Source organism: Prochlorococcus sp. MIT 1304, from assembly GCF_047305015.1.
GTDB classification, from domain to species: Bacteria; Cyanobacteriota; Cyanobacteriia; order PCC-6307; family Cyanobiaceae; genus Prochlorococcus_A; species Prochlorococcus_A marinus_E.
Genome location: NZ_CP138974.1, coordinates 419210 through 443487 on the forward strand (window position 1 = coordinate 419210; position 24278 = coordinate 443487).

Consider the following 24278-nt stretch of genomic DNA (forward strand, 5'->3'; position numbering starts at 1 on the left):
TCTTTTTAATTATTTCTTGCCAATTTTTGTCTTAATTTTTTGATTCTATCCCTCAAATTTGCTGCTTCTTCAAAATTTAACTCTTTTGCAGCATCTTTCATTTTAATTTCTAACTTTTCTATTAAGTCAGGCAATTCTTCGAGCAAACATTGATTATCACTGGAACCGAGAATTGCGTCAGTTTTATTATTAACTATATTTATTAAATCTTTAGATAAACCACCAGCATCTAATTTTCTGGAAAGTTCTAGAAAAGATAATATTGAATTTTCAATTTTTTTGCCTGCAGGTTTTGGAGTAATACCATTGACTTGGTTATATTTTTTTTGAATAGTTCTTCTTCTTTCAGTTTCAGAAATTGCTCTTTTCATTGAATCTGTGAAGTTATCTGCATAAAGCAAGGCAACACCTTCAACATGTCTTGCAGCTCTTCCAATTGTTTGAATCAATGACCTTTCAGCTCTGAGAAAACCTTCTTTATCAGCGTCTAAAATGGCAACTAGAGATACTTCAGGAAGATCTAGTCCCTCTCTTAATAAATTAACTCCTACCAAAACATCATATTCGCCCATTCTGAGGTCTTGAATAATTTCAATTCTTTCAATTGAATGGATTTCGGAATGCAAATATCTAACTCTTACTTTATTTTCAGATAAAAAATCAGTTAGATCTTCAGCCATTCTCTTGGTAAGTGTTGTCACTAGCACTCGTTGATTCTTTTCAGCTCTAATTCTTATTTCAGATAACAGATCTTCTATTTGGCCCTCACTAGGTCTTACATCAATTACAGGATCTAATACCCCAGTTGGTCTTATAACTTGCTCAATAAATTCACCATCACATTGATCTAATTCCCATTGACCCGGAGTTGCACTTATAAATAATGTCTGTTTTGATTTTTCCCAAAACTCTTCACATTTTAAAGGTCTATTATCTGCAGCACTGGGCAATCTAAACCCATGATCTATTAGAACTTTTTTTCTAGATTGATCACCGTTGTACATTGCATGAAGTTGAGGACATGTCACATGACTCTCATCAACTACCAACAACCAATCTTTGGGAAAGTAATCTATTAAGCATTCTGGTGGTGAACCTTCCTCCCTGCCTGATAAATGACGAGCATAATTCTCAACGCCATTACAATAACCAACCTCTTTGAGCATTTCTAAATCATATTTTGTGCGTTGTTCTAGACGTTGAGCCTCTAATAATTTTCCTTCGTATGTAAATTTATCTAGTTGAGTTTTTAATTCACTTCTAATTGCACTTATTGCACTCTCAAGTCTTTCTTTTGGGGTCACAAAATGCTTCGCTGGGTAAACGCTAACTTGTTCCAAACTTTCAAGTATTTCTCCTGTAGTAGGGTCAACATATCTAATAGCTTCGACTTCGTCACCAAATAATTCGATTCTAATTAATCTATCCTCATAAGCTGGACCGATTTCTAAAACATCACCTTTAATTCTGAATCTACCTCTAGTAATTTCAATATCATTTCTAGTATATTGATTTTCAACGAGAGACCTTAAATAAGAACGTAGATTTATTGATTTTCCCACTTCAAATTTAACTGCAGCTTTTAAATACTCACTCGGTATACCAAGACCATAAATACAACTTATTGAGGCTACAACAATTACATCTTTTCTTTCAAATAATGAGCGTGTTGCAGAATGCCTAAGCATATCTATTTCTTCATTAATTGAAGCCGTTTTGGCTATGTAAGTATCACTTACAGGTACATAAGCTTCAGGTTGATAATAATCGTAATAAGAAATGAAGTACTCAACAGCATTTTTTGGGAAAAATTCCCTTAATTCATTACATAGTTGTGCAGCTAACGTTTTGTTATGGGCTAATACAAGTGCTGGTCTTCCTGTTTGCTGAATTACATTAGCAATAGTAAATGTTTTACCAGTTCCAGTAGCTCCTAAAAGAGTCTGAAACTCTTTACCAGTATTTACCCCTTTAACTAATTTTTTAATAGCTTCTGGTTGATCTCCATTTGGTTCGTAAGGAGCTTGAAGCTTATAGTTGTTCATCAACCTAATAGCAAAAAGGTAATGCTATACTAAGAAATTTTTTCTCGAATTATTGAATTTTTCAAAGATTCTTTTAAACCTCTAACAACCGCAATCATCGATATTAAATCATCTAATTTATTAACTACAGATCCAACGCCAACTGCTGAAGCTCCAGAGGATATTGCTAGTGGACAAGTTACTTGGCTTAATCCAGAGGCACTCATGATTGGTATATTCAGAGATTGTTTCTTAAATTCTTGATGAATTGCATAGGTAGCTGCAAGAGTTGGTACTGATTTTTCAAAAAAGCCCTGAATTCCTGAAGAGTAAGGAGTAGAACTGGTGCCACCTTCTGTTTGAATAATGTCAACACCTTCTTCTACTAGCCTTATAGCAAGATCAACTTGTTTATCAATAGGCATAGTATGAGGAACAGTTACTGATAAAGGAATATTAGGCAATAAATCCCTCGTCTCTTTTGTTATGTTTAAAACTTTTTTATCTGAAAAATTAATACCTTTTTCATAAAAAGTATCGTAATTTCCTATTTCAATTAATGATGCTCCTGCTTTTACAGAATCTTGAAAAGATTGAGGCACTACTGAACTAACACAAACGGGAAGTGTTGAATTCTTAAGTGCTAAATCAACTAGTTCAGGTTTACAAGCAATATCGACAAGATCTGCACCTCCTAATGAAGCAGCCTCAACAATTATTTTCACAGATTGAACATCGAAATTATTCAATCCTGAAATAACTTTGAGTAAGGATTTGCTTCTTAACTCTTCTTTAATTTTTTGTGGCAAAAGATTAATCAGACTCATTTACTTAATGAATTTATTACCCGATTGTGACATTGTTTTAGTAAAACAGTGCATTTTTTAAAAAATATTATCTGAGCAACACAAAATGACTGATAAAAAATTAAGTCAGAAAAATTGGTCACCATGGCATCATCAGCTTCATAAGGAGATTCTTACCAAAAAAATATTAATTCCCAAAGGATCCAATATTTTAATAAGTGTTTCCGGGGGTCAAGACTCAATGACCTTATTAACCTTAATTAATGACCTAAAAAAACTACATAACTGGTCTATTAGTGTTTGGCATGGTGATCATCAGTGGCACGAAAAATCATCACTATATGCTCTTGAATTAAAAGATTATTGCGAAGATAAAAATATTTCATTCTCTTATGATCAAGCAAATAAAGAAAGTATTTCTTCAGAAGAAAAAGCACGAGAATGGAGATATAAAAAATTATGTGAAAGAGCCAAAACTTTATTAAATACAAACCAGCAAAAACATAATATTTATTTGTTAACTGGTCACACGAGTAGTGATAATGCAGAAACATTTATCCTAAATTTATCTAGAGGAAGCAATTTTGCTGGCCTGAGTAATATTGAAAGTAAAAGATTAATTGAAAATCAAATTTTTTTAATAAGACCAATATTAATTTTCAGTCGGGAAGATACAAAACAATTTTGCAATGATATGAAGATCCCAGTCTGGGAAGATCCTACAAATTCAGATCTTAAATTAAAAAGAAATTTAGTAAGAAAAAAAATTATTCCTACCTTAGAAGTCATCTATCCTGGTTGTTCTGAAAGGATAAATAATTTTTCCCAAAAAATGAGCAATTACAATAATGAACGTAATGATCTTAGTGAACTAGCATACCTGTATTGTAGAGATGTAAAAGGTATCGATAGGAATCTCCTAAATGGTATGTGTATTCAAGCGAGGTGCACAATCTTAAATAGATTTTTAAAAGAAATATCTGCAAAGCAGTTTAGTTCTAAAAATCTCACAAAATTGGCAACTTCAATTTATGAAAAAAATAAAGGGCAAATTAATCTTCAAGAGTTTTTAAAAATTGTTTGGGATAAAAACTATATAAATTTTGAAAAAAGTTAAGATGTTACAGCAGATCTTCTTCTTCTAGTTCTACCCTCAAATGAATCTTCTGTAACAGTCTCAGCTGATGGATTCTGTGAACCTTTTGGACTTTTTTGGGCATTGTGTGGGTTATTTGAACTATTAGGATGATTATTGTTTGATTTCTTATGGAAGTTATTATTATTTCTATTTCTATTAGAGAAATTTTGCTCTTCGGTAATCTTTGGAATATAAGCACGAGTTCCACTTGGAGCAGGTTGAACTAAACACAAAATAAGCGGTTCAACTTGTAATTCTCTTCTCATTCTTCTCGATAAACCATTTTCAATTTCTCTTTGTACACCAATCCAATCTACCTCAAAATTATTCGGACCAGTTTGTCTGGATAATTGTTTCCATCTATTTTCTAAGACCCAGCTTATTTCTCGTTCTGTCCACATAGACATTTTTCTTGGCTCTGCCGTAGTAACAACTCCTCTTAAATTAACTCTGGGAGGCGCAACCATCTTCCCATCTGTACTAATAGGAGCTAAAACAGTTACTACACCATCCCCAGCTAATTGCTGCCTTTCCTTCAACACTCGAGCATCTACTATCCCATTTCGTGAGTTATCAAGCAGTTCAACACCAGCTTTTACAGGATCACCTTTTTGAATAGAATTAGGTGTTAACTCAACTACATCTCCATTTTCAATAATTAAGATATTGTCCTTAGGAACCCCCATAGTTTGTGCACTCTTGCCATGACAAACAAGCATTCTATGTTCTCCATGAACAGGAACAAAAAACTTAGGTTTTGCGAGAGCCAACATTAACTTTTGATCTTCTTGAAAACCATGACCAGAAACATGAATATTCTCACCCTTTCCATAAACAACCTTTGCTCCAAGTTTCATTAATCTATCTATTGTATTAACAACAGAAATAGTATTACCAGGAATTGGGCTGGCTGAGAATATTACTGTATCAGTAGTCTTAAGACGAACATGCTGATGTTCACCACGAGAGATTCTGCTTAACGCTGCTAAGGGTTCTCCTTGGCTTCCCGTCATTAATAATAAGGTCTCCCTATCTGGCAAATCTCTAATTTGCTTGATAGGAACAAACAAATCATCTGGGCATTTCATATAACCAATATCTCTTGCCTTAGCAATGACATTTATCATCGATCTACCTAACAAACCAACCTTTCTTCCATGTTTCATAGCCAATTCTAAGATCATTGTCACTCTATGAACAGAACTAGCAAAAGTGGTAAGGATAACTCGTTCTTTTGCCTCAGCAATATGTTTTTCTAAAGAGGGATAGATAGTCTTCTCAGAAGGACAAAAACCTGGAACTTCGGCATTAGTCGAATCACTGAACATGCATAAAACACCCTTCTCTCCGTAATGCACCATTCTTTCAATATCAAATTGCTCTCCATCTACTGGCATATGATCAAACTTAAAATCTCCCGTGAAAATAATTGTACCAACAGGTGTTGTAACTGCTAAAGAAAAGCTATCGCAAATAGAATGAGTATTTCGAATAAATTCAACGGAAAAATGTTGTCCTACTTTTACAACATCTCTTGGATTTACTGTCTGTATAGTTGTTCTATCAGATACCCCTGCTTCCTCCATTTTTCCTCTAAGCATTGACATTGCCAGTCTTGGGCCATAAATAATCGGAATATTAAAATGCTTTAGATGATGAGAAATGCCTCCAATGTGATCTTCATGCCCGTGAGTGACAATCATTCCTTTTATTCTTCTTTGATTTTCTTTTAAAAAAGTTGTGTCAGGCATAACAACATTTACGCCATGCATACCATCAGATGGGAAAGCTAGGCCAGCATCAACAAGCATTAATTCTTCACCATATTCAAAAACGCAAGTGTTTTTTCCTATTTCATGTAGTCCTCCAAGAGGTATTACTCGTAGAGCTGGCGTATTACTTTTAGATCTAGATGAATCATGAGTAGATCTATTTACAGTTGAATTTGTACTTGATTGCATAATTTTGAAAATTTATGAAGGCCTGCTTGTAATCAAATAAGGTTTATTTAAATTTAATTATCAAGTTAAATATAATCCCTATTATAGGGATTTCAGGATAAAAGATAGTTGCTTTTTCATGTCATTGGTTAATGGTGACAAAGGACTTCTAGGATTACCTACATCCCATCCAGATAGCTCCAAAGCAGCCTTAATTGGGATTGGATTAGTAGTCATAAAGAGTGCTTTGAAAAGAGGCTGAAGTTTTTCATGAATAGCAAGAGCATTGGAAACCTTTCCACTTTGAAAAGAATAAATCATCTCTTTCAATTGCAATCCAACTAAATGACTTGCAACACTTACTACTCCTACAGCACCTACAGATAACATTGGAAGCAACAATGAATCGTCGCCACTATATACAGAGAGTTCAGAGCCACAAATAGCTCTTAGTTCTGTTACTTCTTCTATTCTACCGCTTGCAGCTTTAATACTGAGAATATTTGAGAAATCCATAAGTTTCTTCACAGTATCAGGTAATAAATTGCATCCTGTTCTACCAGGAATGTTGTAGAGCATAAGAGGCAAATCCTTTGCAGATTTAGCAATAGAACTAAAATGTTTATAAAGACCTTCTTGAGGCGGCTTATTGTAATAAGGAACAACAACCAAAGCACCGTCGGCACCAGAGTCATAAGCTTTTTTTGTAGCTTCCACAGCTTCGCTTGTACAATTGCTACCAGTGCCAACTATTACTTTACAGCTTGCATCCAAAGATCCTTTTACCGCAATAAATAACTCATGCTGTTCAGCCCATGAAAGAGTCGGAGATTCTCCAGTAGTACCGCATAACACAATTCCATCGGAACCGTTCTCGAAAAGATAATTTGAAAGTTTTATGGCTAGTTCATAATCAACATCTCCATTCTCAGTGAATGGAGTAACCATTGCAGTCAATATTCTTCCAAATAGTGGATTATTACACTCAGTTTTGTCTGTAATCATTTTTTTGGAATTAATAACTCAGCTATTTGAACAGCATTCAGAGCTGCTCCTTTTCTTATTTGATCTCCACATAACCATAATTCTAATCCATGAGACTGACTTATATCAGTTCTTAGCCTGCCAACAGCAACATTATCCCTTCCCATAACGTCATTTGGCATTGGAAATCTATTATTTTTGTAATCCTCAATAACTTCAATTCCAGGTGATTTTTTTAATTCTTCAAGAGCATCTTTAGGCTCAACTTCATCGGCAAATTCAATATTTATCGATTCAGAATGTGCTCTCAGTACTGGGACTCGAACACATGTAGCAGAGAGCTTTAAATCAGCAATATTTAATATTTTCCTGGTCTCATTAACCATTTTCATCTCTTCTTCGCAGTAATTATTTGAAAGCATAGGGGAATTATGTAAAAACAAATTAAAAGCAAGGGAGTATGGCAAAACTTCACTTTTTTGAGGATTTCCTTGAAGATATTGTTCAGTTAAAAGTTTTAGTTCCTCCATCGCCAGTTGGCCTGCACCACTAACAGATTGATATGTTGAGACAATAACTCTTTGAATAGTCGAAAGTTTGTTTAATGGAGCTAAAACTAATGTCAACAAAATGGTAGTGCAGTTTGGATTCGCTATTACCCCATCATGATTAAGTACTTCACTACCATTAACTTCAGGAACTATAAGAGGAACGTTCTTATCTAGTCTGAAAGCACTTGAATTATCTATCAGTAAAGCATTTTGATCAATAATGGTAGACAACCATTTTTTTGAAATACTTCCACCAGCTGAAGCCAAAACCAAATCAAGATTCTTAAATTCTTCCTTAGTTGTTTTTTTTGTAACTAATTCTTCATCTTTCCAAATAATTTTTTTTCCTTCTGACCGCTCTGATGAAAGCAATACCAATTCTGATATTGGGAAATCACGTTGTTCAAGAATTTTTAGCAATTCAGATCCCACAGCACCTGAAGAACCTAAAACAGCAACTTTTAATGGCCTATTAGGCAAATACGGAGATTGTCTCACACTTTAAAATGATTTTTATAAATAGATTGACTATTTTTTTTACTTTATCAAAAAATTAACTTTCAAGGAAATCACATAATGTGAAATAATTAAGACTCTGCTCATAGTAATAACTTAGAAAAACATGGCTAAAGATGCACTAATAGTCAAAACAACACCTCTGCCTCAAAGTAGAATTTCATTCGAATTAGAAATACCATCTGAGACATGCAAAACGTGTGTAAATGAAACAATCAGTACCATTAGTCGTTCGGCTAAAATTCCAGGGTTTAGACTTGGTAAGATTCCTAAACAAGTCTTAATCCAAAGAATTGGTATCACACAATTACATGCTTCTGCTCTAGAAAAAATCATTGATAAATCCTGGCAAGAAGCATTAAAAATCAAATCCATAGAGCCACTTAGTGAGCCAGAGTTGGTAGATGGATTTGAATCTTTACTTGCAAAGTTTAGTCCTGAAAAATCACTTAAAGTTACTCTTCAAACTGATGTTGCACCCGAATTAAAACTAAAAAAATCAAAAGGACTCAGTGTTGAAATCTCAAAAACTAAATTTGATCCAAAGTCAATAGATGAAGCTCTAGAAAAATCTAGAAATCAGTTTGCAAACATTATTCCAGTTACCAACAGAGCAGCAAAATTAGGGGATATTGCTGTAGTTAGTTTCAAAGGTAAATATAAAGATTCTGGTAAAGAGATTGATGGTGGTACTAGTGAATCAATGGATCTTGAGTTAGAAAAGAACAAAATGATTCCAGGCTTCGTTGAGGGAATCGTAAAGATGAAAATTGGTGATACTAAAACACTTAACCTTAAATTCCCTGAAGATTATTCTCATGAAGATTCAAGAGGCAAAGAAGCAATCTTTGAAGTAAATCTTAAGGATCTTAAGGAAAAAGAATTACCTGAGCTTAATGACGATTTTGCAAAACAATCTGGAAATAAGGAATCATTAAAAGAGTTAAAGAAAGATATTGAAAAACAACTTAAAGATAATTTTGAAAAAACTCAAAAAGATATCAAAATTGAAGCTTTACTAGATGCCTTAACAAACGAATTGGTTACTGAAATTCCAAAATCTATGATTGATCTAGAAGTGAGAAATAATATTGAACAAACAGCGCAAAGATTTGCTCAACAAGGTCTTGATGTTAAATCTACTTTCACTCCTGAATTAGTAAAGTCATTAGCAGAGTCTACAAGACCTCAGGCTGAAAAAAATGTTCAAAGAAATTTAGCTCTTAAAGCATTAGCAGAAAAAGAAAACATAACAATTGATAAAAGTGAAATTGATTTAAAAATGAAAGAATATGATGATGTAATCTCTCAATCCTCAAAACAAATAGATATTAAAAAATTAACAGAAGTTATAAGTAACGATTTACTCAAAGAAAAGTTAATAATTTGGCTTGAAGAAAATTCTGAAGTAAATGAAAAAACTACAAAAACTTCTAAAGCAACCAAAACCTCTAAAACAACAAAAGCTACAAAAACTGCGACAAAAACTACAAAAACTACAAAAACTACAAAAACTCAAAATAAAAAAGAAAAAAAATAATTTATGAAATTTCCTACTAATTAAACAAAAACCCCTTAAATTATCTATAAGGCGAAAACTAATTTGTGAACTCAGAAAAAAAACATTTAATCCAAAGCTCAATAAGTTCTTACGAAAGTAATAATAAAACTATTGCTGCTGTTCCTACTGTTATAGAACAATCAGGTAGAGGAGAAAGAGCTTTTGATATATATTCAAGATTATTGAGGGAGAGAATAATTTTTTTAGGTACTGGAATAAATGATCAAGTTTCTGACTCACTTGTTGCACAATTATTATTTCTTGAAGCTGAAGATCCTGAAAAAGACATACAAATATATATCAATTCTCCTGGAGGCTCAGTAACCGCAGGAATGGCCATTTACGATACTATGCAACAAATATCTCCAGATGTAGTGACAATATGCTTTGGAGTAGCTGCAAGTATGGGGGCATTTCTACTTTCTGGAGGAGCAAAGGGGAAAAGATTGGCTTTACCTAATTCTAGAATTATGATTCATCAGCCTCTTGGAGGTGCACAAGGTCAAGCAGTAGAGATAGAAATACAAGCTAAAGAGATACTTTTTCTAAAGAAAACATTAAATTCGCTTTTAGCCGAACATACCGGTCAACCTTTAGAAAAAATTAATGAAGATACAGAAAGAGATTACTTTTTATCTCCCTCAGAAGCAGTCGAATATGGATTAATTGATAAAGTTATCAAAAAGTGACAAGGAATACTGATTTTTTAAGAATATGATGACGAATTGATATTTATAAGCAATCCTAGTGAATAGGGAATATTAAACACCTTACACTTTAAAAACTTATAATCGATGGCTAAATTCGACGCCCATCTTAAATGTTCATTTTGCGGGAAATCACAAGACCAAGTAAGAAAGCTTATTGCTGGTCCTGGGGTTTATATCTGTGATGAGTGCATAGATCTTTGTAATGAAATTCTCGATGAAGAACTACTTGATAATCAAGCGAACACTAATAACTCTCCGCAAGTAAAAAAGAAATTACCAACTGATAATCCAAAAAAATCTGTTCCTTTAGAATTAACCTCTATTCCTAAGCCATTAGAAATTAAAAGTTTTCTAGATAATCAAGTTGTTGGACAAGAATCTGCAAAAAAAATATTATCTGTAGCCGTATACAATCACTACAAGCGATTAGCTTGGAAATTTAAAGAAGAAAATAAAAATAGCAATTCAAAAGATTCACAAGCAACTAAATTACAAAAATCAAATATTTTACTCATCGGCCCTACTGGAAGTGGGAAAACATTATTGGCGCAAACTTTAGCAGAGTTTCTGGATGTTCCTTTTGCAGTAGCTGATGCAACGACTTTGACAGAAGCTGGATATGTTGGGGAGGATGTTGAAAATATACTTTTAAGACTTCTACAAAAATCAGAAATGAATGTAGAACTAGCTCAAAAAGGAATAATTTATATTGATGAAATAGATAAAATTGCGAGAAAAAGCGAAAATCCTTCAATTACTAGAGATGTCTCTGGTGAAGGAGTACAGCAAGCATTATTAAAAATGCTTGAAGGAACAATTGCTAATGTGCCACCACAAGGAGGAAGAAAACATCCTTATCATGACTGCATCCAAATTGATACGAGTCAAATATTATTTATTTGTGGGGGAGCTTTTATAGGTTTAGAGGATATCGTTCAAAAGCGAATGGGTAAACACTCTATAGGATTTACCACCAATTCAGATCAAAACAAAGTTGATACAAAAAAAATAGTAGATCCAAGAGATGCCCTGAAAAATCTAGAATTAGATGACTTAGTGAAATATGGCCTAATTCCAGAATTTATTGGAAGAATTCCGGTTTGTGCTGTATTAGATCGTCTTACAAAGGAAACTTTAGAATCTATTTTGACTCAACCAAGAGATGCATTAGTAAAGCAATTCAAAACTTTGCTAAGTATGGATAATGTTGAATTATCGTTTGAGCCTGATTCTGTTGAAGCAATAGCAAATGAGGCATATAAAAGAAAAACAGGTGCAAGAGCATTAAGGTCAATAATTGAAGAGCTAATGCTAGACATAATGTACACTTTGCCTTCTGAAGAAAATGTAAAAGAATTCACAATTACGAAAAAAATGGTAGATAATTTGTTCTCATCTAAAATTGTTAAACTACCTTCAGGATCAAAAAGAGTCATTAAAGAGTCTGCATAAAATTAGAGTTTAATTTTTTTAATTTAATCCCGAATTTTTCTAATGAATGAAAAATAAATGCCAAATATACATAAGCCTTTTCATCAAAAATATAGACCAAACAACTTAGACGAACTGGTTGGGCAAAAATTTATATCCATTACACTCAAGCAAGCACTATTAACAAAAAAAATTGCTCCTGCATATCTTTTTAATGGTCCAAGAGGCACTGGAAAAACATCTAGTGCAAGAATATTTGCAAAATCACTAAATTGCCAGGCATTCGACCAACCTACGATAACTCCTTGTTGTAAATGTGACTTATGCAGACAAATTACAGATGGGAGCGCTCTAGATATTATCGAGATTGATGCAGCATCAAATACAGGAGTAGAAAATATAAGAGAAATTATAGAAAGAGCGAGATTTGCACCTACTCAAGCGAGATGGAAAGTATATGTTATTGATGAATGTCATATGCTTTCAACAGCAGCTTCAAATGCTTTACTAAAAACTATTGAAGAACCGCCCTCAAGAGTTGTATTTATCCTGGCGACGACAAATCCTGAGAGAGTATTAAGTACAATAAAAAGTAGATGTCAAAAGTTTGATTTTAGAAGAATAAGCCCTAGTGATATTTTTCAACATTTATCAGAAATCGCCGAAAAAGAATCCATTAAATACGAAGTTCAGGCCTTAAAAATGATTGCAAAAAGATCTAATGGAGGTATGAGAGATGCACAAAGCCTCCTTGAACAATTGAATCTTTTACCAGAAGGGATAACAATTAATAATATCCAAAACCTCCTAGGGGAAGTATCAGAAAATGAATTAACAAATCTGATTAAATCATTGGTTGAGAATAATCCAGAGTCATTAATTATCACATGCAACAAATTATATGATGCTGGCAACGAACCTCTTCAAATAATTATCGGATTATTGAATATAACAAGAGATCTACTATTACATACTACAAATAATAAATACTCAGATCTTTATTATACGTCTGATGAATTTCAAGATGAATTGAATAAAATCTCAAAAACAATAAATAAATCAACAATAATTAATTGGCATAATAATCTGAGAAATATTGAATATCAAATCAAATCAAGTGATAATCCAAGGCTTTGGTTTGAAATACATTTAACTGGCCTTCTAGGTAATCAAGAGATAAATAGTTCTGAGAATAAGCAAAGTAAAAATAATAAGACTAAGGAGAATCATGAAAGTAGAGAAAACATTCCAATTGTTAATAAAGAAAATATTTCTAATGAAATTCAAAAACCAAGTATCAAGAAAAATATAACTCGCGATGAATTAATTGAAAAAAAAGACGAAAAATTTGAAAAATTTGAAGTTCTTGAAAAAGAAAGTATTGAAAATATTTCTGACAATAACCAAAATAATCCAGAATCAAATAATTTAAATGATAAATGGGAATTAATTCTTTCTAAAGTTGAGTTACCATCAACAAGAATGTTACTTTCACAACAAGCAGAACTTGAAAGTATTGATTCCGAGAAAATTACAATTGCATTATCTCCAAACTGGGAAAGTATGATAAAAAGCAGAAAAGTTATAATTGAAAATTCTGTCAGGAAGATATTTGGAGATCAAATAATACTTAATTTTTCAACCAAACAATTAAATAAAAATAAACCAACAAAGACTTCAGAAATAACACAAAATGAAGTAAATAAATTTCGACCAATAAAAAAAATAGAAACACAAACTAATGCATCAACAAAAATATCTAACGAGGAAACTTATGATGATAGTTCAAAAAACTTAGCAAATTTTTTCAATGGAGAAATTATAGACCTTGATGAATAAATTAAACTCCAGTATGAAGAGTTTTGCGCCAGAGTATCTTTTTAGGAAAAATAGACATCTTTATTGTTACCCAAGGGATTACTAAAAACCAATGTGATAAATAAAAAACCGATAAAAATACCATCAAAAAATTGCTTTTTTGCAAAACAGGTACTTCACTTTTGCAAGAAGAACCATACCAAAAAGCAATGCCAGATAACATAAAAGCTGTAATTGAAATAGGCCAGTAAATTGGTGAATCTAATAAAGCAATACTGAAAACCAAATCAAAAATAGAAATGATGGGTAGTGCATATTGCAAAACGAAGAAGTAAGTTAAATCAAATTTTTGCAAAGAATCAATTTTGTTGGTAAACAATTGATCTCCATAATCAAAAAATCTCTGCAAACCCCCCTCTGCCCATCTTTGCCTTTGCGCTATTAAAGCATTTAAATTCTCAACTGCTTCCTCCATTACTGGAGGATCCCATAAGATTCCAATTCTAGATTTTGATAATAATAATCTTAAACTCAAATCAAGATCATCTGTAACTGTATCTTCATTGAAAGAACCACATGCCAATAATGTATCTTTCTTAATTAATTGGCCATTTCCCCTTAATTCAGAAACTCCAGCAACTGATAATCTGCCATATTGAAAGATTGCGTCCATAGCCATCTCCATTGACTGACAAGAAGTTAAAAAATTCTTACTTACATTTGTTACTGATTTTCGTAGTTGAACTGCAGACCATTCACCATCTTCTACAAAACTAAATAACCTCATCAAAGAATCTTGTTTTAATTCAGCATCAGCATCCAAAACTAATAACCATTCACCATGAGAAAACTTTAGTGCATAATTTAAAGCTCCTGACTTTCCTCCTCCTGCGTTTGGAGAACGACTTACGACTTTTAGCTTTTCATATTGTCTAGATAATCTATCTAAAATTAAAGGCGTTTTATCAGAACTACCATCATCGATTATGTAAATATTTAATTTATTGATTGGATAATCTAAACTAAATAATCTTTCAACTAATCTTGCTATGACATTCTCTTCATCTCTAGCAGCGACAAGAATATCAAGCGAAGGTAACTCTTTATTACTAATTCTTCTGCCAACAGTATTTGAGACGTTGTTCCTTTTGAAATTTTTAGAAATCACTATTGAACCGTAAAAAACAATCACAAAAGAGAGAATCAATATAACTTCAAAGAAATTTTTGATATTGAAAGCGTGAGGAATAAGAGCTACAAAAAAACAAGCGCTAAGAAATATAAACGACTTCAATCTTCTATTTTTATAAAAACCCTGACTCATAAAAATAAATTTTTAATTACTGAACTTTCATTGAGACAATATCTCAATTTTTTTCAGTTTTACATCTCGATAGTAATGATTCAATATTTGTTCATAAGAGAATCCTAATTTAGCCATTTCAATTGCTCCTGACTGAGATAAACCTACACCATGACCGAAGCCTCCTCCTTTCAAAAGCCATAAATCATCACTTAATTTATTAATAGTAAACAAATTACTAGGTATAAAATTTAATACCCGTCGAATATCATCTTTAACTAGAACAATAGATTTGTTAACTTTGTCCGTTTGTATTTCCAATTTTATCACTCTGCCACTAGACCCACGTTCAATAGAATTTAAATCCATAACATCATCATTAACATTTATAAGATTGTTTTGAATTAACTTTTCTTTAATTTCAAGACTAGAAATTTTCTTCTTCCATCGAAAAAGAGAATGATTACTCCCATAAAACTGTTCTTTATCAAAATCTAAAAAATTATTTAAATCAGATTCATTTGTAATTGGAAGTTTAAAAAATTTATTTAATGATTTAGAACCATCAATGATTGAATTGAAATAAGAATAATCTTGAATTTGCCAAGACTCGCCTGCAGTAGCAGATACTCCACCATTAGAACCATGGTAAAAAGCATTTATTGGTTTATTTCCATAAGTGAGAATTAAATTTGAAGTTGCTTCTATAGCTTTTTGTATGTTTTTATTTGAAATTTTAGAAGGCTTATAAACTTGACATTGAGTGCTTATACATAAATGATAATTATCCATATTAAATCTATCGGAATTAAATATGCCCCAAGTTCTTGCAATAACTGCTTGAGCCTTGAGTGCTTCTAAAGGAGAATTCGGTCCAATTTCATAGGGCAAAACACCTGCCAAATATTCGTCAAATTCAATTTTTTGAACTAATGTCCAAGTTCCATATGAATCTTTTATTAAATAAAAATGTTTACCAAAATTGACACCATTGATCTGTATTTCCTCTTGAGCATAAATATATATAGGTCCTTCAAGTTTCATAACACTATATTCATTTCTAAGGACAGGAGTAATTTGATAATTTTTTATTTTTCTGGAAATCTTATTTTTTAATTCAAAATCTGGCAGATCCCCTTTAAAGGGAATCCATACTTCCCAATTTTTAGGGTAAGCAACACTCGTCTCAAACCCCTTATTTTTAAGTTTTTCTGCTTGTTTTTTTGCTGATTCATAACTAGCAAAAGGACCAAAAACAATTCTTTCGATTGTTTTTGGATTTTTGATGGGTATATCCACCCAGCTAATATTAATCTGTTTTGATTTATATTTAATACCGTTGGATGATATCAGGTTTAAAAAACCTTTATCTGTGACAAAATTAATATTCTTTTTTTTTGAAAAACTGTCATTCTCCCCGCCTAAATATTGCTTTAAACCAATTAAAAATTTTCCTTTTTTAATTTCATCATTTAGTTCAACCTTTAGCAATTCTTCTCCTTTTACATTTGCAGTAAATTTAGTGTTTATTGTTAACAGAGAAATACAGCCTAAAAATAAGTTTAAAAAGGCAAATTTAAGTTTCATAAATTAGAACTTTCCTTATCAATTAAAAAATTTAATTTGCACCAATACGTATAAAGGTTTAGATTATTCTAATTAAACACATCTGACTTAAATGTCTAAACTAAAAACCCGTAAATCAGCTGCCAAACGATTTAAAGCTACTGCAACGGGTAAATTCATGAGAAGGAGAGCTTTCCATAATCATTTACTTGATCATAAAAGCTCAAAATTAAAAAGACATCTATCAACAAAAGCAGTAGTTGATGAAAGAGATGCTGATAATGTAAAATTAATGATTCCATACGCATAAATCTTTAACCAATTTTTATTAAATATTCATGGCACGCGTAAAAAGAGGCAACATAGCCAGAAAAAGAAGAAACAAAATCTTAAATCTTGCAAAAGGTTTTATAGGAGGCAACAAAAATCTTTTCAGAACAGCAAACCAAAGAGTTATGAAAGCTCTTTGCAATGCTTATAGGGATAGAAGAAGAAGAAAAAGAGATTTTAGAAGACTTTGGATTTCTAGAATTAACGCATCTGCCAGGATAAATGGAACAAACTATAGCAAGTTAATAAATGGAATGAAAAATGCAGAAATTATTATTAACAGAAAAATGCTTGCTCAATTAGCTTTAAATGATCCCAAATGTTTTGAAAAAATTGTTTCTTCCGTTAGTAATTAGAAAAAAAAGAATATAATTTATAAAAGTAATTATAAATAATGGAAATTTCTTCCTTTCAATCCTATTTGATAATACTTTTTGTTGTATTAATAATAATTTCTATTTTTGTATTCAGACAATTTTTAAAAACAAGAAGTGAAGAATTAAATTTAGTAAAATTCGAGCAGAAAGGTTTAGATTCTCTCAACAAAGCTACAGAATTATATGAATTTGGGTCTATTCAGATAAAAAAAAGATTATATGCTGAAGCAACTAAAACTTTTTTAAAAGCAGTTGAAAATTATGAAAATGAACCTGATGAAGCCAAGGCCATAATAAATAATGCTTTGGGATTTTCTTATGCTGCTCAAAATGAATTTAAAAAAGCAATTAAACACTATAACTCTGCAATAAAATCACTCCCGGAATATCCTATAGCCCTTAATAACCTCGCATCAGCACAACAGCGTTTACTGGAATACGACTTGGCATATGCCACTTATCAAAAGGTTTTAGTCATAGATCCAAAAAACAAAACAGCAATTAAAAAAAGTAAGGAGTTAGAAAAAAGAAATAATTACAAACCTTACAAAGGTATTAAAGATAAGGGATTTTAAATATGAAAAATTATTCGTCTTTAATAATTGGAGGAAAAAAATTTTCCAGTAGATTAATGGTAGGTACTGGCAAATATAAATCTTCTCAAGATATGGTAGAAAGTCTGTCAAATTCTGAAACAGAAATTATAACCGTTGCTGTTAGAAGAATTAAAAATGAGCAGTCAGGAGAAAATTTACTCGAAAAGATCAACTGGGAAAAATACTGGATGCTTCCTAATACAGCTGGTTGTGTTAATTCCGATGAGGCAGTCAGAATAGCAATTTTAGGTAGAGAACTTGCAAAATTATCTGGTCAAGAGGAAAATAATTTTGTGAAGTTAGAAGTTATTCCTGACAAAAAGTATTTGCTACCAGATCCAATAGAAACTCTTAAAGCAGCCGAAATTCTAATAAAAAAGGGTTTCGCTGTACTACCTTATATCAATGCAGATCCTATTCTTGCAAAAAGACTAGAAGAAATAGGTTGTGCAACTGTAATGCCATTGGGCTCTCCTATAGGCTCAGGGCAAGGTTTGTTAAATTTATCAAATATAAGGATTATTATTGAGAATGCAAAAGTGCCAGTCATAATTGACGCAGGAATTGGGGTACCTAGTGAAGCTTCTCAAGCTATGGAAATTGGAGCTGATGGTGTCTTAATCAATAGTGCAATAGCACAAGCTGCAAATCCCCCTCTAATGGCTCAAGCAATAAATTATAGTGTGAAAGCTGGTAGGCAAGCTTTTCTGGCAGGAAGAATTAAAAAACAAGACTTTGCAGTAGCAAGTTCGCCGGAAAAAAATATATCTATCTAATTCTCTAAATTGAGAAAAGTTTAAAAAGAAAGTAAAAATTTAATATTTGCTTTTATTTATCCTATTAAGAAAGAAGATTTGAAACTATTTACAATGTTTTTTCGCAAAGTGGAAGCACGCTGTAGTAATTTAATAAATATATTATGAATCTTTTAATTCTGGAGTTCTGAGTGAAAGTTATTGTTCTAGGTGGAGATGGTTTTTGCGGTTGGCCTTGTGCGGTGAATTTAGCAGAGCAAAATCATGATGTAATTATTGTCGACAATTTAAGTCGTAGAAAAATTGATATTGATCTAGAGGTAGAATCTTTAACTCCAATTTCTTCTATAACAGAACGACTTTCTGCATGGGAAGAAACTGGAGGTAAGCCTATGAGATTTCTTAACATGGATATCTCTAAGCAATATCAAAAATTACTCAATTTGCTCATTGATGAAAAACCAGATTCCGTGATCCATTTTGCAGAACAAAGAGCAGCACCATACTCGATGAAATCGAGTTTTACCAAAAGATATACAGTAGATAATAATGTTAATGGCACCCACAACCTACTTGCTGCGATAGTAGAGAGTAATTTAGATATTCATGTTGTTCATTTAGGAACAATGGGAGTCTACGGATATGGATCACATAGAGGTGCAACAATTCCAGAAGGTTATCTAAAAGTTGAAGTTCCACAACCTGATGGAAGCCGCTTTGAAGAAGAAATATTACACCCTGCAAGCCCAGGTAGTGTCTACCATATGACTAAAACTCTAGATCAATTATTATTTCTTTACTACAACAAAAATGATCTTGTAAGGATCACTGATCTACATCAAGGCATTGTTTGGGGAACAAATACAGAAGCAACTTTAAAAGATCCTAGATTGACAAACCGATTTGACTATGACGGAGATTATGGAACTGTTTTAAACAGATTTCTAATGCAAGCTGCAATTGGATATCCATTAAGTGTTCATGGGACAGGAGGGCAAACAAGAGCATTTATACATATAAAAGACTCTGTAAAATGCGTACAACTTGCTCTTGAAAATCCTCCAAAATCTGGAGAAAGAGTCAAAATCTTTAATCAAATGACTGAGAGTCATCAAGTTGGAGAACTAGCTAAAAAAGTTGCTTCTCTAACTGGAGCTGATATCAATTATTTACCAAATCCAAGGAATGAAGCAGTAGAAAATGATCTAATTGTTGATAATAAATGCTTTATAGAATTAGGTTTAAACCCAACTACTCTTGATAATGGCCTATTAGAAGAAGTTGTTGAAGTTGCTAAAAAATACTCCAATAGATGTGATCTTAATCGCATACCTTGTGTTTCATCCTGGACAAAAAAACAAGCTGAGGCTATAAAGACTAATTAAAATTTTTGAAATAGTTACCTTAAGAAAGTGAAAATTGCATTGTTTACTGAAACTTTTTTACCTAAAGTTGACGGCATAGTCACAAGACTGACTAAAACAATTGAATTTTTAATAAAAAATGGTGATGAAGTTATAATATTTTGTCCAGAGGGGTGTCCAGAATCATACATGGGAGCAACTGTAGTGGGAGTTGCTGCAATGCCATTACCCTTATACCCAGAGTTGAAGCTTGGTTTACCAGGTCCTGCAGTCTCAGATAAGTTAGAAAAATTTAACCCAGATTTGATACATGTTGTTAATCCAGCTGTACTTGGCTTAGGTGGCATATGGTTGGCGAAAACTAATAATATTCCTTTAATTGCTAGCTACCATACTCATCTTCCGAAATATCTGGAACATTACGGTATGGGTATGCTAGAGCCACTTTTGTGGGAATTACTTAAAGCAGCTCATAATCAAGCCTTGTTAAATTTGTGTACTTCCACCGCTATGGTCAATGAATTAAAAGATAAAGGTATTCAAAGGACTGCTCTTTGGCAAAGAGGAGTAGATACTTACAGTTTCAGACCAGATTTAAGAAGTGAGAAAATGAGAGATAAATTATTTGGAAAATATAAAGATGCTAATTATTTGTTGATTTATGTAGGAAGATTATCAGCAGAAAAACAAATTGAGAGAATTAAACCAGTCTTAGAAAGTATCCCTAATGCTTGTCTAGCACTTGTAGGTGACGGACCGTATAGAAACCAACTTGAAAAAATCTTCGAAAATACCAAGACTAATTTCATAGGATATTTATCTGGTGATGAACTTGCTAGCGCCTATGCCTCTGGAGATATATTTTTATTTCCCTCTAGTACAGAAACTCTTGGTTTAGTTTTACTCGAAGCAATGGCCGCAGGATGTCCAGTTATCGGAGCCAACAAGGGGGGGATTCCAGATATAATTAGCGATGGGATTAATGGTTGTTTATATGATCCAGATGAAAAAGATAATGGGGTACAAAGTTTGATTGAAGCAACAAAAAAAATCCTTGAGAATGAAGATAAAAGAGAAATTATGAGAAAAGAGGCACGAAACGAAGCAGAAAAATGGGATTGGAATCAAGCAACCTTACAACTGCAAAATTATTATTCAGATACGCTCAAAGAAATAGATTAAATTTGATCTAAATTATTATGCTACGTGCGGGGGAGTAGGATTACTATATGAACTTAGAGGAAGTATTAGAGTAGCTATATTTTGATTCTTTTCAGGCCTTTTTTTCTTTGAGAATTTTTTACCAAAAGGTACTCTGATAACATTAGTTCCCTCAATGGAACGAATATTTGAGTTATCTCCAGAAAAATTATTTACAAAATTTGGTAAGTTGACGTTTTTAACTGGCAGTTGCTTAACATTACCAGATTTAAAATCTTTGGTCATAGCTTCAAATACCCCAAAAAATTTGATGCTCAAATATCCTAATAAAAAAATTTAAAAAAATTCTATAAGAAAATATTAAATTTTTATTCACATTGATAATAACTAAGTAAATACAGGGACGCTAGTCCTTTAAGCACATTTTTTTTCTTCTAAAGTCTCATTTTGATTTACATTACAAGAACAAATTAAATTTCGATCGCCATATGCATTATTGATTCTAGAAACTGAAGACCAAAACTTAGTATTTGTTGGAGTTTTATAAGGGAAAGAAGCCTTTTCTTTTGAATAAGGATATTGCCAATTATCAGCAATTAACTCTTTCAGAGTATGGGGAGCATTACTTATTACATTATTATTTTTTAATTCATGATTATTTTCTATTTCACTGATTTCTTCTCCAATCAATAGCATAGCCTCACAAAATCTATCTAATTCTGCCAAACTTTCACTTTCAGTAGGCTCTATCATTATGGTTTCTGGAACAGGCCAACTAATAGTTGGGGCATGAAAACTATAATCAATTAATCGTTTAGCTAAATCATTGACACTCAATCCAGTTTTGGATTTTAAATCTCTAAAATCTAAAATACATTCATGTGCGACAAAATTATTTTTTCCTTTATAGAGAATCTTGAATTTATGTTTTAAGGAATGCGCAATATAATTTGCAGATAGAATTGCGTGCGAAGTTGCTTTCCTTAACCCACTAAGACCTGCCATTTTTATATACATCCAACTTATTGGAAGAATACTTGCACTCCCATGCTTGGCAGAAGATACGAAATTAAAACTATTAGATAAATTATTATCCATTAAAAAATGAGTAGGAAGGTATGGGCTTAAAGTTTCTGATGCAGCAACTGGACCTACTCCTGGACCACCACCTCCATGTGGAATGCAGAATGTTTTATGTAAATTCAAATGACAAACATCAACGCCATAATTTCCAGGTTTGCATAATCCAACCTGAGCATTCAAATTTGCTCCATCTAAATAAACAAATCCTCCCACAGAATGAATCAAATCACATATCTTTCTGATTTGTAATTCAAAAACTCCATGAGTAGAGGGATAAGTCAACATAAGAGCCCCTATTTGGTTGTCAAATTTCTTGACCTTGAGTGACAAATCTTGATAATCAATATTTCCTTCGTCATCACATTCAACAGTTAACACTTCAAAACCTGCCATAACTGCACTAGCAGGATTTGTTCCATGAGCACTTTTTGGAATTAAACATTTTTTTCTTAACAGTTCACCTTTTGATTCAAAATAAGAATTAATTGCCAATAAACCTGCAAACTCTCCTTGAGAGCCTGCATTTGGTTGAAAAGAAACTGATTTTAAACCAACAATCTCACTTATCCATTTTTCTAAGTCAGATATAATTTTTGAATAGCCTTTAGTTTGATCTGGTGGGGAAAAAGGATGCATGGAAGATAAATTAGCCCAAGAGACTGGATTTAACTCTGCTGCAGAATTTAACTTCATGGTACAGCTTCCCAATGGCATCATCCCATCTACCAAAGAAAAATCTTTTTCTGCAAGTCGAAATATATATCTCATTAATTCAGTTTCACTTTGGTAATTTGTAAATATATCTTGCTGCATCCATGCACTGGATCTCAAAGCTAAACTTTCAAGATGAAAATCTTTATCAAATTTTATATGCTCTAAATCTTCTTCTTTTTCTATAATGTTTGCTATGAAAGTCAAAATATCTTTTATTTCTTTTTCATTACTAAGCTCATCTAAAGAGATCCCAAAGCCAGTTGAATTTTCAATAGTTGATCCTAACGGCAAAATTCTTAAGTTATAGCCATTTTTTAAAGCTTCATTATGGATCCTATGGGAGTGCTCAGAATAAACATCAACACTATCAAATCTAATCCCATCAGGAATATCAAAACCCAAAGCAGCTAAACTTGATTCTAAATTTATTCTCAACTCAACTAATCTCTTAGCTATTTTAGTTAATCCAGAGGGTCCATGATAAATAGCATAAAAAGAAGAAATTATGGCTAACAAAGATTGAGCAGTGCAAATATTACTAGTGGCCTTTTCCCTTCTAATATGTTGCTCTCTTGTTTGCAATGCTAGTCTTAGAGACTTTTCTCCATTTTTAGATAGAGTTTGCCCAACAATTCTTCCGGGTATCAGCCTTTTATATTTTTCGCTACAAGCAAAATATGCTGCATGGGGGCCACCAAAACCCATTGGAACACCAAATCTTTGCATACTCCCCACTGCTACATCAACACCAAATTCAGAAATTGGTTTAATCAAAACTTGTGCTAGTGGATCAATACATGCCGTAACGATAATTTCTGATCTATGTGCTTGGGATATTAAGAATGTGGGATCATATAATTCCCCATTTTTACCAGGTAATTGCAACAACATTCCAAAAACATCATCATGATTAGGAAGTTTGCTTTGAGTAAAGCGTTTTAAGGATATTCCCAAAGGTTTTGCTCTGGTTTGTAGAACATTAAAAGTATGATCAAAAACATTTGATTCCACTAAGTACACTTTTGAAGATTTATTTTTTCTTGCGGAAAAACTCATGGCCATAGCTTCTGCAGCAGCAGTACCCTCATCCAACAAAGATGCATTGGCGACAGGGAATCCTGTTAGTTCACAAACAATAGTCTGAAAATTAAATAGAGCTTCTAATCTTCCTTGTGCAATTTCTGCTTGATATGGAGTATAAGACGTGTACCACCTTGGATTTTCAAGAACATGTCTTTGGATTACTTTAGGCATGTGATTGTCATAATAACCAAGGCCTATAAGTGATCTAATTTTGGTATTTTTATTCGCAATCTCTTCTAATTCATTTAAAGCTTCAATTTCTGAACAACCTTGGGGCAATATTTCTGAAGATTTGTCTTTAATCTGAATATCTTCGGGAATAACTTGATTTATAAATTGATCAATATTATTAAAACCAAGCTTGTTCAACATAATTCTTTCATCATTATCTCCTAACCCAAGATGCCTATCTATAAACAAATCAGACCCAAATTTGGATGTCATATTAAAATGTTTTTCTTTAAAAT

General features: G+C 32.4%; 20 protein-coding genes. 11 read left to right on the forward strand and 9 right to left on the reverse strand.

The features are described from left to right. Positions 1–5 precede the first annotated feature (5 nt). The gene (gene uvrB / locus SIB45_RS02395) at positions 6–2045 is read right to left on the reverse strand and encodes an excinuclease ABC subunit UvrB (RefSeq protein WP_011863746.1); all 2040 of its coding nucleotides are present in this window, start codon (positions 2043–2045) and stop codon (positions 6–8) included. A 29-nt stretch (positions 2046–2074) separates the two neighbouring features. Next, positions 2075–2851, reverse strand: coding sequence for a DUF561 domain-containing protein (locus tag SIB45_RS02400; protein WP_011863747.1), 777 nt, complete (start codon positions 2849–2851; stop codon positions 2075–2077). Positions 2852–2936: 85 nt separating this feature from the next. Here SIB45_RS02400 and tilS point away from each other — a divergent pair, with 85 nt between their 5' ends. Further along, positions 2937–3947 carry a tRNA lysidine(34) synthetase TilS gene (tilS, locus tag SIB45_RS02405; protein WP_011863748.1) on the forward strand — a complete coding sequence of 337 codons (1011 nt, stop codon included), beginning with the start codon at positions 2937–2939 and terminating at the stop codon, positions 3945–3947. On the opposite strand, the gene SIB45_RS02410 is transcribed toward tilS, so the two are convergent. The 3 genes from SIB45_RS02410 to SIB45_RS02420 all read right to left on the reverse strand — a co-directional run bounded on the left by SIB45_RS02410 (position 3944) and on the right by SIB45_RS02420 (position 7941). Continuing rightward, positions 3944–5929: a ribonuclease J gene (locus tag SIB45_RS02410; protein WP_011863749.1), complete on the reverse strand. Its 1986-nt coding sequence runs from the start codon at positions 5927–5929 to the stop codon at positions 3944–3946. The two genes, tilS and SIB45_RS02410, sit on opposite strands and share 4 nt — an antisense overlap. Positions 5930–6010: 81 nt before the next feature. After that, on the reverse strand, positions 6011–6913 hold the full coding sequence (gene dapA / locus SIB45_RS02415) for a 4-hydroxy-tetrahydrodipicolinate synthase (protein WP_011863750.1): 903 nt from the start codon (positions 6911–6913) through the stop codon (positions 6011–6013). Then, positions 6910–7941, reverse strand: a complete 1032-nt coding sequence (locus tag SIB45_RS02420; protein ID WP_011863751.1) for an aspartate-semialdehyde dehydrogenase — start codon at positions 7939–7941, stop codon at positions 6910–6912. The genes dapA and SIB45_RS02420 overlap by 4 nt, the downstream gene beginning before the upstream one ends. Positions 7942–8065: 124 nt before the next feature. On the opposite strand from SIB45_RS02420, the gene tig reads away from it, so the two are divergent. The 4 genes from tig to SIB45_RS02440 all read left to right on the forward strand — a co-directional run bounded on the left by tig (position 8066) and on the right by SIB45_RS02440 (position 13500). After that, complete coding sequence (gene tig / locus SIB45_RS02425; protein WP_011863752.1) at positions 8066–9499, forward strand: trigger factor; 1434 nt, start codon at positions 8066–8068, stop codon at positions 9497–9499. A 65-nt stretch (positions 9500–9564) separates the two neighbouring features. Next, on the forward strand, positions 9565–10209 hold the full coding sequence (gene clpP, locus SIB45_RS02430; protein WP_011819266.1) for an ATP-dependent Clp endopeptidase proteolytic subunit ClpP: 645 nt from the start codon (positions 9565–9567) through the stop codon (positions 10207–10209). 105 nt (positions 10210–10314) lie between these two features. Further along, the gene (clpX, locus tag SIB45_RS02435; protein ID WP_011863753.1) at positions 10315–11682 is read left to right on the forward strand and encodes an ATP-dependent protease ATP-binding subunit ClpX; all 1368 of its coding nucleotides are present in this window, start codon (positions 10315–10317) and stop codon (positions 11680–11682) included. A 57-nt stretch (positions 11683–11739) separates the two neighbouring features. Beyond that, a complete protein-coding gene (locus SIB45_RS02440; protein WP_011863754.1) occupies positions 11740–13500 on the forward strand; it encodes a DNA polymerase III subunit gamma/tau in 1761 nt (586 codons plus the stop codon). A gap of 1 nt (position 13501) precedes the next feature. Here the strand turns inward: SIB45_RS02440 and SIB45_RS02445 are convergent, their stop codons facing one another. Next, positions 13502–14803 carry a glycosyltransferase family 2 protein gene (locus tag SIB45_RS02445; protein ID WP_011863755.1) on the reverse strand — a complete coding sequence of 434 codons (1302 nt, stop codon included), beginning with the start codon at positions 14801–14803 and terminating at the stop codon, positions 13502–13504. Positions 14804–14830: 27 nt separating this feature from the next. Then, positions 14831–16369, reverse strand: coding sequence for a SpoIID/LytB domain-containing protein (locus SIB45_RS02450; RefSeq protein ID WP_011863756.1), 1539 nt, complete (start codon positions 16367–16369; stop codon positions 14831–14833). Between the two features lie 91 nt (positions 16370–16460). Between SIB45_RS02450 and rpmI the strand changes: the two genes are divergently transcribed. The 6 genes from rpmI to SIB45_RS02480 all read left to right on the forward strand — a co-directional run bounded on the left by rpmI (position 16461) and on the right by SIB45_RS02480 (position 20952). After that, entirely contained in the window at positions 16461–16658 is a 198-nt protein-coding gene (rpmI, locus tag SIB45_RS02455) for a 50S ribosomal protein L35 (RefSeq protein ID WP_002806185.1), read from the forward strand. Between the two features lie 28 nt (positions 16659–16686). Then, the gene (gene rplT / locus SIB45_RS02460) at positions 16687–17034 is read left to right on the forward strand and encodes a 50S ribosomal protein L20 (protein WP_011863757.1); all 348 of its coding nucleotides are present in this window, start codon (positions 16687–16689) and stop codon (positions 17032–17034) included. Between the two features lie 38 nt (positions 17035–17072). Further along, the gene (locus SIB45_RS02465) at positions 17073–17630 is read left to right on the forward strand and encodes a tetratricopeptide repeat protein (protein ID WP_011863758.1); all 558 of its coding nucleotides are present in this window, start codon (positions 17073–17075) and stop codon (positions 17628–17630) included. Between the two features lie 2 nt (positions 17631–17632). Beyond that, a complete protein-coding gene (locus SIB45_RS02470) occupies positions 17633–18427 on the forward strand; it encodes a thiazole synthase (RefSeq protein WP_011863759.1) in 795 nt (264 codons plus the stop codon). Between the two features lie 170 nt (positions 18428–18597). After that, positions 18598–19791, forward strand: a complete 1194-nt coding sequence (locus SIB45_RS02475; RefSeq protein WP_011863760.1) for an NAD-dependent epimerase/dehydratase family protein — start codon at positions 18598–18600, stop codon at positions 19789–19791. 27 nt (positions 19792–19818) lie between these two features. Continuing rightward, complete coding sequence (locus SIB45_RS02480; RefSeq protein WP_025980084.1) at positions 19819–20952, forward strand: glycosyltransferase family 4 protein; 1134 nt, start codon at positions 19819–19821, stop codon at positions 20950–20952. 15 nt (positions 20953–20967) lie between these two features. Here SIB45_RS02480 and SIB45_RS02485 read toward each other — a convergent pair whose 3' ends face one another. Continuing rightward, complete coding sequence (locus tag SIB45_RS02485; protein WP_011863762.1) at positions 20968–21216, reverse strand: hypothetical protein; 249 nt, start codon at positions 21214–21216, stop codon at positions 20968–20970. Between the two features lie 129 nt (positions 21217–21345). Further along, positions 21346–24255, reverse strand: a complete 2910-nt coding sequence (gene gcvP, locus SIB45_RS02490) for an aminomethyl-transferring glycine dehydrogenase (protein WP_011863763.1) — start codon at positions 24253–24255, stop codon at positions 21346–21348. Positions 24256–24278 lie beyond the last annotated feature (23 nt).

Excerpts from the sequence above, each read along its gene's own strand:
- clpX (WP_011863753.1), top strand. The coding sequence starts at position 10,315 with ATGGCTAAATTCGACGCCCATCTTAAATGTTCATTTTGCGGGAAATCA.
- tilS (WP_011863748.1), top strand. The coding sequence starts at position 2,937 with ATGACTGATAAAAAATTAAGTCAGAAAAATTGGTCACCATGGCATCAT.
- rplT (WP_011863757.1), top strand. The coding sequence starts at position 16,687 with ATGGCACGCGTAAAAAGAGGCAACATAGCCAGAAAAAGAAGAAACAAA.
- uvrB (WP_011863746.1), bottom strand. The coding sequence starts at position 2,045 with ATGAACAACTATAAGCTTCAAGCTCCTTACGAACCAAATGGAGATCAA.
- gcvP (WP_011863763.1), bottom strand. The coding sequence starts at position 24,255 with ATGACATCCAAATTTGGGTCTGATTTGTTTATAGATAGGCATCTTGGG.
- SIB45_RS02400 (WP_011863747.1), bottom strand. The coding sequence starts at position 2,851 with ATGAGTCTGATTAATCTTTTGCCACAAAAAATTAAAGAAGAGTTAAGA.
- tig (WP_011863752.1), top strand. The coding sequence starts at position 8,066 with ATGGCTAAAGATGCACTAATAGTCAAAACAACACCTCTGCCTCAAAGT.
- SIB45_RS02445 (WP_011863755.1), bottom strand. The coding sequence starts at position 14,803 with ATGAGTCAGGGTTTTTATAAAAATAGAAGATTGAAGTCGTTTATATTT.
- SIB45_RS02470 (WP_011863759.1), top strand. The coding sequence starts at position 17,633 with ATGAAAAATTATTCGTCTTTAATAATTGGAGGAAAAAAATTTTCCAGT.
- SIB45_RS02440 (WP_011863754.1), top strand. The coding sequence starts at position 11,740 with ATGCCAAATATACATAAGCCTTTTCATCAAAAATATAGACCAAACAAC.
- SIB45_RS02450 (WP_011863756.1), bottom strand. The coding sequence starts at position 16,369 with ATGAAACTTAAATTTGCCTTTTTAAACTTATTTTTAGGCTGTATTTCT.
- SIB45_RS02465 (WP_011863758.1), top strand. The coding sequence starts at position 17,073 with ATGGAAATTTCTTCCTTTCAATCCTATTTGATAATACTTTTTGTTGTA.
- SIB45_RS02410 (WP_011863749.1), bottom strand. The coding sequence starts at position 5,929 with ATGCAATCAAGTACAAATTCAACTGTAAATAGATCTACTCATGATTCA.
- SIB45_RS02485 (WP_011863762.1), bottom strand. The coding sequence starts at position 21,216 with ATGACCAAAGATTTTAAATCTGGTAATGTTAAGCAACTGCCAGTTAAA.
- rpmI (WP_002806185.1), top strand. The coding sequence starts at position 16,461 with ATGTCTAAACTAAAAACCCGTAAATCAGCTGCCAAACGATTTAAAGCT.
- dapA (WP_011863750.1), bottom strand. The coding sequence starts at position 6,913 with ATGATTACAGACAAAACTGAGTGTAATAATCCACTATTTGGAAGAATA.